Source organism: Chryseobacterium potabilaquae (genome assembly GCF_902728265.1).
Lineage (GTDB): Bacteria > Bacteroidota > Bacteroidia > Flavobacteriales > Weeksellaceae > Chryseobacterium > Chryseobacterium potabilaquae.
In genome coordinates, this window is record NZ_CACVBR010000007.1 from 134,827 (window position 1) to 142,093 (window position 7,267).

Annotated in this window: 5 protein-coding genes and 1 tRNA gene; all 6 read left to right on the top strand. The window is 32.8% G+C overall.

The features are described 5' to 3' along the window. Positions 1 to 306 precede the first annotated feature (306 nt). Positions 307 to 2,757, top strand: coding sequence for a bifunctional aspartate kinase/homoserine dehydrogenase I (thrA, locus tag CHRY9293_RS06245; protein WP_162032189.1), 2,451 nt, complete (start codon positions 307 to 309; stop codon positions 2,755 to 2,757). 9 nt (positions 2,758 to 2,766) lie between these two features. Then, a complete protein-coding gene (locus tag CHRY9293_RS06250; protein ID WP_162032180.1) occupies positions 2,767 to 3,687 on the top strand; it encodes a homoserine kinase in 921 nt (306 codons plus the stop codon). A gap of 45 nt (positions 3,688 to 3,732) precedes the next feature. Next, entirely contained in the window at positions 3,733 to 5,061 is a 1,329-nt protein-coding gene (gene thrC, locus CHRY9293_RS06255) for a threonine synthase (RefSeq protein ID WP_162032182.1), read from the top strand. Then, positions 5,039 to 5,410: a dihydroneopterin aldolase gene (folB, locus tag CHRY9293_RS06260; protein ID WP_162032190.1), complete on the top strand. Its 372-nt coding sequence runs from the start codon at positions 5,039 to 5,041 to the stop codon at positions 5,408 to 5,410. The genes thrC and folB overlap by 23 nt, the downstream gene beginning before the upstream one ends. Before the next feature lie 34 nt (positions 5,411 to 5,444). Further along, positions 5,445 to 6,812, top strand: coding sequence for a DUF4403 family protein (locus CHRY9293_RS06265; protein WP_162032184.1), 1,368 nt, complete (start codon positions 5,445 to 5,447; stop codon positions 6,810 to 6,812). A 171-nt stretch (positions 6,813 to 6,983) separates the two neighbouring features. Then, positions 6,984 to 7,054, top strand: a tRNA-Cys gene (locus CHRY9293_RS06270). The last annotated feature ends 213 nt before the right edge of the window (positions 7,055 to 7,267 follow it).

A 7,267-nucleotide genomic window follows, 5' to 3' on the forward strand; every position in this document is an offset into this window, starting at 1 on the left:
CTTGTTCGCTTTTTCTTTTTAACGATCAAATATTAAAGTTAATTTGATAAAAACACTTTGCTATTTCTTTTTAAATTGTATATTTGTCATTAGTAATAATGAATTATTTAAGAAACATATCTGATATTTCGACTCCGAATTTCTCTATTTCGGAAATATCATTTGTTTCTATTACTACCACTACGACTACCCCATAATGGGGTAAATTTTCACATATTATTTCGATGCGTCGTACTCTTTTTTGAAGAGTAATCATTTTTCAATGATCATTCAATGATCAATCAATAATCAAAATATTCATACATGATGAAAATATTAAAATTTGGCGGAACTTCTGTCGCCAACGCTCAAAATATACTAAAAGTAGAAGGTATTATAAAAAAAGAATCTCAAAAAAATAGAATCATTGTTATAGTTTCCGCTCTACATAGTGTTACAGACCATTTAATACAGGCTGCCGAGCAAGCAGCTAAAAAAAAAGAAAGCTATTTGGAGATTATCAAAATTTTAGAAAACAAACATTTAGCTCTCGTAAAAGAATTAATTCCTGTCGTAGATCAAAGTACCTGGTTAAGCTTTGTTAAAAAACATTTCAATGATATTGAAGATATATGCCATGGAATTTTTGTATTGGGTGAGTTCACGAACCGTATTAAAGATAAAATAACATCCTATGGAGAATTTCTTTCTTCCCAAATTATTGCAGCTAGACTCCAACATACAGGTTTAGATTGTCGATGGATGGATTCTTCAGAACTCATCAAAACTAATAGTAATTTCACCAATGCAAAAGTAGATTTTGAAATCACCGAAAAAAATGTAAGCCAATATGTGGTGGAAAACACCAATACAATCATTATTGCACCAGGATTTATTGCCAAAGATCAAAAAGGCAATACCACTACGTTAGGAAGAGGAGGCTCAGATTACACAGCTTCCATTATAGCTTCTTCAATTAATGCAAAAGAACTTCAAATATGGACTGATGTAAATGGAATGATGACAGCTGATCCTAGATTAGTATCTAATGCAAAGCCTATTCCGGAGATTTCTTACCATGAGGCAATGGAACTTTCCCACTTTGGAGCAAAAGTTTTATATCCCCCAACGATTCAACCTGTGATGATAAAAAATATTGATCTTAAAATCAAAAACACTTTTGAACCTGAAGCTACAGGAACATTAGTTTCTCATCATATAAAACCATCAGAATATGAAGGACAAAATATTGCAGTGGGTATTTCTAATATGAGTAACATCTCTTTATTAACTTTAGAAGGAAGTGGAATGGTAGGAATTCCTGGGATCTCAGCAAAATTATTCCAATGCCTTAGTAATGAAAATATAAATGTAATTCTCATTACCCAAAGTTCTTCAGAGCATTCTATTACTATTGCAATTCATGAAAGAGATATGTTAAATGCTGAAAAAGCTATTAATTATTCATTTGCTGATGATCTAAAATTAGAAAGGATTTCACCGGTAAAAATAGAAAATGAACTTTCCATTGTGGCATTGGTAGGAGAAAACATGAAAAGCAGAAGTGGTGTAAGTGCTAAAATGTTTGGGTGCTTAGGAAACAATGGTATTAATATCAGAGCTATCGCTCAAGGATCTTCAGAAAAAAATATTAGTATTGTTATTTCAGAAAAAGATATCAAAAAAGCAGTCAATGTTCTCCACGAAGAGTTTTTTGAATCAGAAATCAAGCAAGTCCATTTATATCTCTGTGGTACAGGGAATGTAGGAAATAAACTTATTCAACAAATCTATGATCAGAATGAATATTTAAAAGATCATCTTTTAATCAATTTAAGAATTGCCGGAGTATCCAACAGTCGTAAAATGAATTTCGCAGACAATGGAATTCAAAAATCAGAGTATAATGAATGGCTTGAAAATGGAGAGGCAGCTTCCGTTCAAAAATTTGCAGCAGAAATTATCTCTAAAAATCTTAGGAATTCTATATTTATTGATGTAACGGCAAGCCCACAAGTTCCTGAGGTATATGAAATGTTATTAAAAAGAAGTATTAACATTGTAGCATGTAATAAAATTGCTGCTTCTTCCGACTTTGAAAAATATACCACGTTAAAAAATATGGCTAAAAATCATAGCTGTAAATTTTTCTTTGAAACCAATGTAGGGGCAGGCCTTCCTATTATAGGAACTATTAATGATCTCATAAGAAGTGGTGATAAAATAACTTCTATTCAGGCAGTATTAAGTGGAACATTAAATTTTGTTTTTAATCATTATGATGGAAGCAGATCATTTTCCGAAGTAGTTGCTCAGGCTCAAAAAGAAGGATATACAGAACCTGACCCTAGGCTAGATCTGGCAGGGACTGATGTTGCCCGTAAAATTTTGATTTTAGCTCGAGAAGCCGGTTATTCTTTACAATTTGAAGATATTATAAACACTTCTTTTCTTCCCCAAGAATGTATGGAAGGAAGCGTAGAAGACTTTTATAAAAAACTTATTAAGTATGAAGCTCACTTTAGAAACTTATTGAATGAAGCTAAAAGTAATGGCAAAATCTTAAAATATGTTGCCGAATTTGAAAATGGTAAAGCAAAAGTAGGATTACAACATATTTCTCCAGAAAACGATTTGTATCATCTTTATGGTAAAGATAATATTGTCATTTTTAAAACTTTAAGGTATTCTGACCAACCTCTTGTAGTAAAAGGGGCCGGTGCTGGTGCAGAAGTTACAGCCAGTGGTGTATTTTCAGATATTGTTCGCTCCATTTAAAATAAAAATATGAAAAAAATAAAAATAAAAGTTCCTGCCACAGTTGCTAATCTGGTATGTGGATTCGATATTTTAGGAATGGCAATAGATGCTCCCTATGATATTATGGAGTTCCAATTATTAGATCGTCCTGAGATTATTATTAACCATACTGATCATTTTGGGCTTCCTGAAGAACCGTCTAAAAATGTGGCCGGTATAGTATTATTAAAAATTCAAGAACATCTTGCTTTAGAAAACGGATTTAAAGTAACTATCCATAAAAATATAAAACCAGGAAGTGGGCTAGGCTCCAGTGCGGCTAGCGCCGCCGGAGCTGCCTTTGGAGCGAATGTTTTATTAGGCAATATTCTATCCCAAGATGAAATGATTCACTATGCGATGTTTGGAGAAGAGCTTGCATCAGGTGTACGACATGCTGACAATATTGCGCCCTGCATTTACGGAGGAATTACCTTAGTTAAATCTTCAGCCCCTATTGATATTATTCCGTTGAATACACCAAATCTGTTCGTAGTAGCCGTACATCCTCAAGTAGAAGTAAAAACATCAGATGCAAGACAGATTTTAAAAAAAGATATTCTATTAAAAGATGCGGTAAAACAGTGGGGAAATATTGCGGGTTTAGTAGCCGGCATACAAAACAATGATTTTAATCTTATAGGAAGGAGTTTACACGATTGCATCGTAGAGCCTGTACGGAGTATATTAATTCCTCAGTTTGATAAAATTAAAGCAAAAAGTATGGAATTAGGAGCACTAGGTGGAGGTATATCAGGATCCGGACCTTCTATATTTATGCTAGCAGAAAAAGAAGAAACTGCTAAAAAAATAGCGGAATCCATGAAATCAATGTATGATGAAATTGAAATCAAAAGTTTCGTTTACCTATCCAAAATAAATCCTATTGGAATCCAAATAATCAATTAAAAATAATAGGTACACCATCTCCAATTATCCATAAAAAAAAGACCAATGAATTATTATAATCTAAAAGACAAACAAGAAAAAGTTAATTTTAAAACAGCAACCATACAAGGGCAAGGAAAAGAAAAAGGGTTATTTTTTCCTGAATATATTCCAACTTTTACAGAAGAATTCATTCAAAATCTAGCTCAATTTTCACATGAAGAAATAGCCTTCCGATGTATGAAAGATTTTGTGGGAAATGAAATTCCCTCCGATATTTTAAAAGAAATTGTTTCAGAAACTATAAACTTTACGATTCCATTGCAAAAAATAAATGAAAAAATTTCTATTTTGGAGCTTTTTCATGGTCCTACATTAGCATTTAAAGATATAGGAGCTCGATTTATGAGCAGATGTCTTTCTTATTTTTTAAAGAATGAAAATAAAGAAATAACTGTTTTAGTAGCGACATCAGGAGATACGGGAGGAGCTGTTGCGCATGGATTTTATAATATCCCGAGGGTCAATGTTGTGATTTTATATCCTAAAGGGAGAGTAAGCAAAGTACAGGAGAAACAACTGACCGCGCTAGGTAGTAATATTTCAACCCTTGAGGTAGAGGGCACCTTCGATGATTGTCAGAATCTCGTCAAAAAAGCATTTGCAGATGAAGAAATCAATACCCAACTATTTCTTACTTCAGCCAACTCTATCAATGTAGCAAGATGGCTTCCTCAGCAGATTTATTATCTCCTCGCATTGAAACAATGGCAAAAAACTGAAAACCAAGCTCCTGTAATTTGTGTTCCTAGTGGAAATTTCGGAAATATTTGCGCGGGGCTTATGGCTCATTTTCGCGGACTTCCCGTTGACCATTTTATTGCGGCATGTAATGAAAATGACATTATCCCTCATTATTTAAAAACCCAAAAATTAGAACAGAAAAGTACTGTTGCTACTCTATCTAATGCCATGGATGTCGGCAATCCAAGTAATTTTATAAGAATTCTAGAACTTTTCGGACATGATTTTAATGAATTGAAAGAGAAAATTTCCGGGTATTCTATTAAAGACGAAACAACTTTACAAACTATTAAAGATGTTTATAAAAAATATGGATATACCCTTGATCCCCATAGTGCTGTTGCATTTATCTCATTGGAACAATATTTGAAAGAAAATCCACATAAAAAAGGATTTATTTTGGGAACTGCCCATCCTGTAAAATTTCCTGATGTGGTAGAAACAGCAATACAAATCAATATAGAGCTTCCGAAAGCATTAGAGAATTTAATGAAAAAAGAGAAAAAAAGTATTGAAATACGTCCGGATTTTGAAGAATTAAAACGATTTTTGCTAAATAAAATGAAGGATTATGAGCAAAATTTATCTTGAAGATGTTAAAATATATGCCTATCATGGGGTCTTGGAAGAAGAGAATATTATTGGGACTTATTATATAATAAACCTTGAACTTCATACCAATTTGTGGCAAGCCGCAGAATCCGATAATTTAAATGACACCATTAGCTATGCGGATATTAACAATATTCTCCATGATGAAATGGACATTCGCTCTAAGCTATTAGAACATGTTGCCGGCAGGATTATTACAAAAATTCATACTTGCTTTCCTCAGATAGATTATCTAAAAATTAGAATTACGAAAACAGCTCCACCTATGCAAGGAGAAATGAAAGGTGCGAGTATAGAACTGGAGAAGAGTTTTAAACCTGAAAATTAAAATACTTATTTTTGTCTCTTAAAAACATCATACATTGAAATTTATTAAAATATTATTTCTATTAATTTTTGTCAACACTTTTGCACAGACAAATACTATAGATAATCAATTAGCCACTTATAATTTCCCTAAGATAAAATCGGGCATCACCATGCCGGTAACAATCCCTCTTTCGGAAATCAGCAACATGCTGAATACTTCTGTAAAAGATTTAATTTATCAAGATGATTCCTATACAGATAATAACAACGATCAGTTTAAGGTAAAAGTATGGAAAACTCGTGCTATACGTTTAGTCGGGGGAACAAATCAAAACTTATTAATTGAAGTTCCTTTAAAAATATGGGCGGAAAAAGGCATTGGAACGATGGGAGTATATACTTATCAGAGTACCACATTCGAAACCGTTATGTCTTTTAATATGTCTTTAAGTTTTAAAAATAACTGGACGATTGTTACGAATACCCAACCCAACGGTTTTAGATGGGTAACAAAACCCGTTTTGGATTATGGAAAAATTCAAATTCCTATTACGTCTCTGGTTGAAAGCAATTTAAAAGAGCAACAAAGTAAATTTTGTAAAACAATTGATCAGCAAATGGCTACTCAGTTGAATTTCCAGCAATATGCTATTATGGCATGGAATGTTTTTGCACAACCATTTAATATTTCTGAGGAATATAAAACTTGGTTGAAAATCACTCCTGCAGATGTACATATCACTCCATTGAAATTTTCAGGAAACCAAATTAATACTAGTATTGGAATTGATATTTACTCGGAAACCTTTACAGGAAATAAACCGGCTGCTTTTCAACCCATAAAAGCTGCACCTAGTTTCAGCTTTATTCCCAACTTAGCAGATCAGTTTATGCTGCAGACGACAGCTAACATCCCTTTTACTGAGGCGACCAATATTGCCAGAAATATGTTTCTCAACAAAGAATATGAGGTAAGGAATTCAAAAATTTCCATTAAAGATATCAAAGTATATGGAGTGGACGATCGAGTAATGATCGAAGCTGAAACTGAAGGTTATGTAAGCGGAAAAGCATTTATTTCAGGAATACCTGTATACGACGAAGTAAAGAAAAAAATTGTTTTATCTAATACCAAATTTAATTTAAAAACTTCCAATTTTTTACAAAAAACAGCCACTCTTCTTTTCAAAGGAAGGATTGTAAAAATGATTGAAGAAGAATATGGTATTCCAACACAGGAATTAGTAGAAAGTTCAAAAAAAAGTATTGAAGATGCTTTCAACAAGGAATATTATAAAGGATTAAAAATAAGTGGAAAAGTTTTTAATCTAAAACCTAATACTATTTTGTTACATCCTTCCGGAATTACCGCTGTTATTGATACTCAGGCCAATTTAAAGCTCATCCTTAATGGATTATAATAAATCTACAAAGTAGAAAACATCATCTTTTATAAGAACATAAAAATTATCATGCTGATAAACAGGCAAAAAAGATCCTGAGTATTCTTTAAACCAAAGAAATAACATGAAAAAATTTGTTTGAATAATAGTTTTTACTATATTTGCACACCTCAAAAATGGTAAATACAGGGTACTTTGGCCGAGCGGCTAGGCAGTGGTCTGCAACACCATCTACAGCGGTTCGAATCCGCTAGGTACCTCAGTTTAAACCCCTAATCTATTGATAGACTAGGGTTTTTTGTTTATGTTTGGATCAGGCGCAAAAGTTGGAGGCTATGCAAAAAGTGGATCAGGCGCAAAAGTTGGGGGCTATGCAAAAAGTTTGGATAATCTGAATAAGAAAAAGGTTCTGTCTTTTACCCCTCTTAGTTGCAATCTAAAGTTTTTGATTTTCGCATTAAAAGACTCTGCTG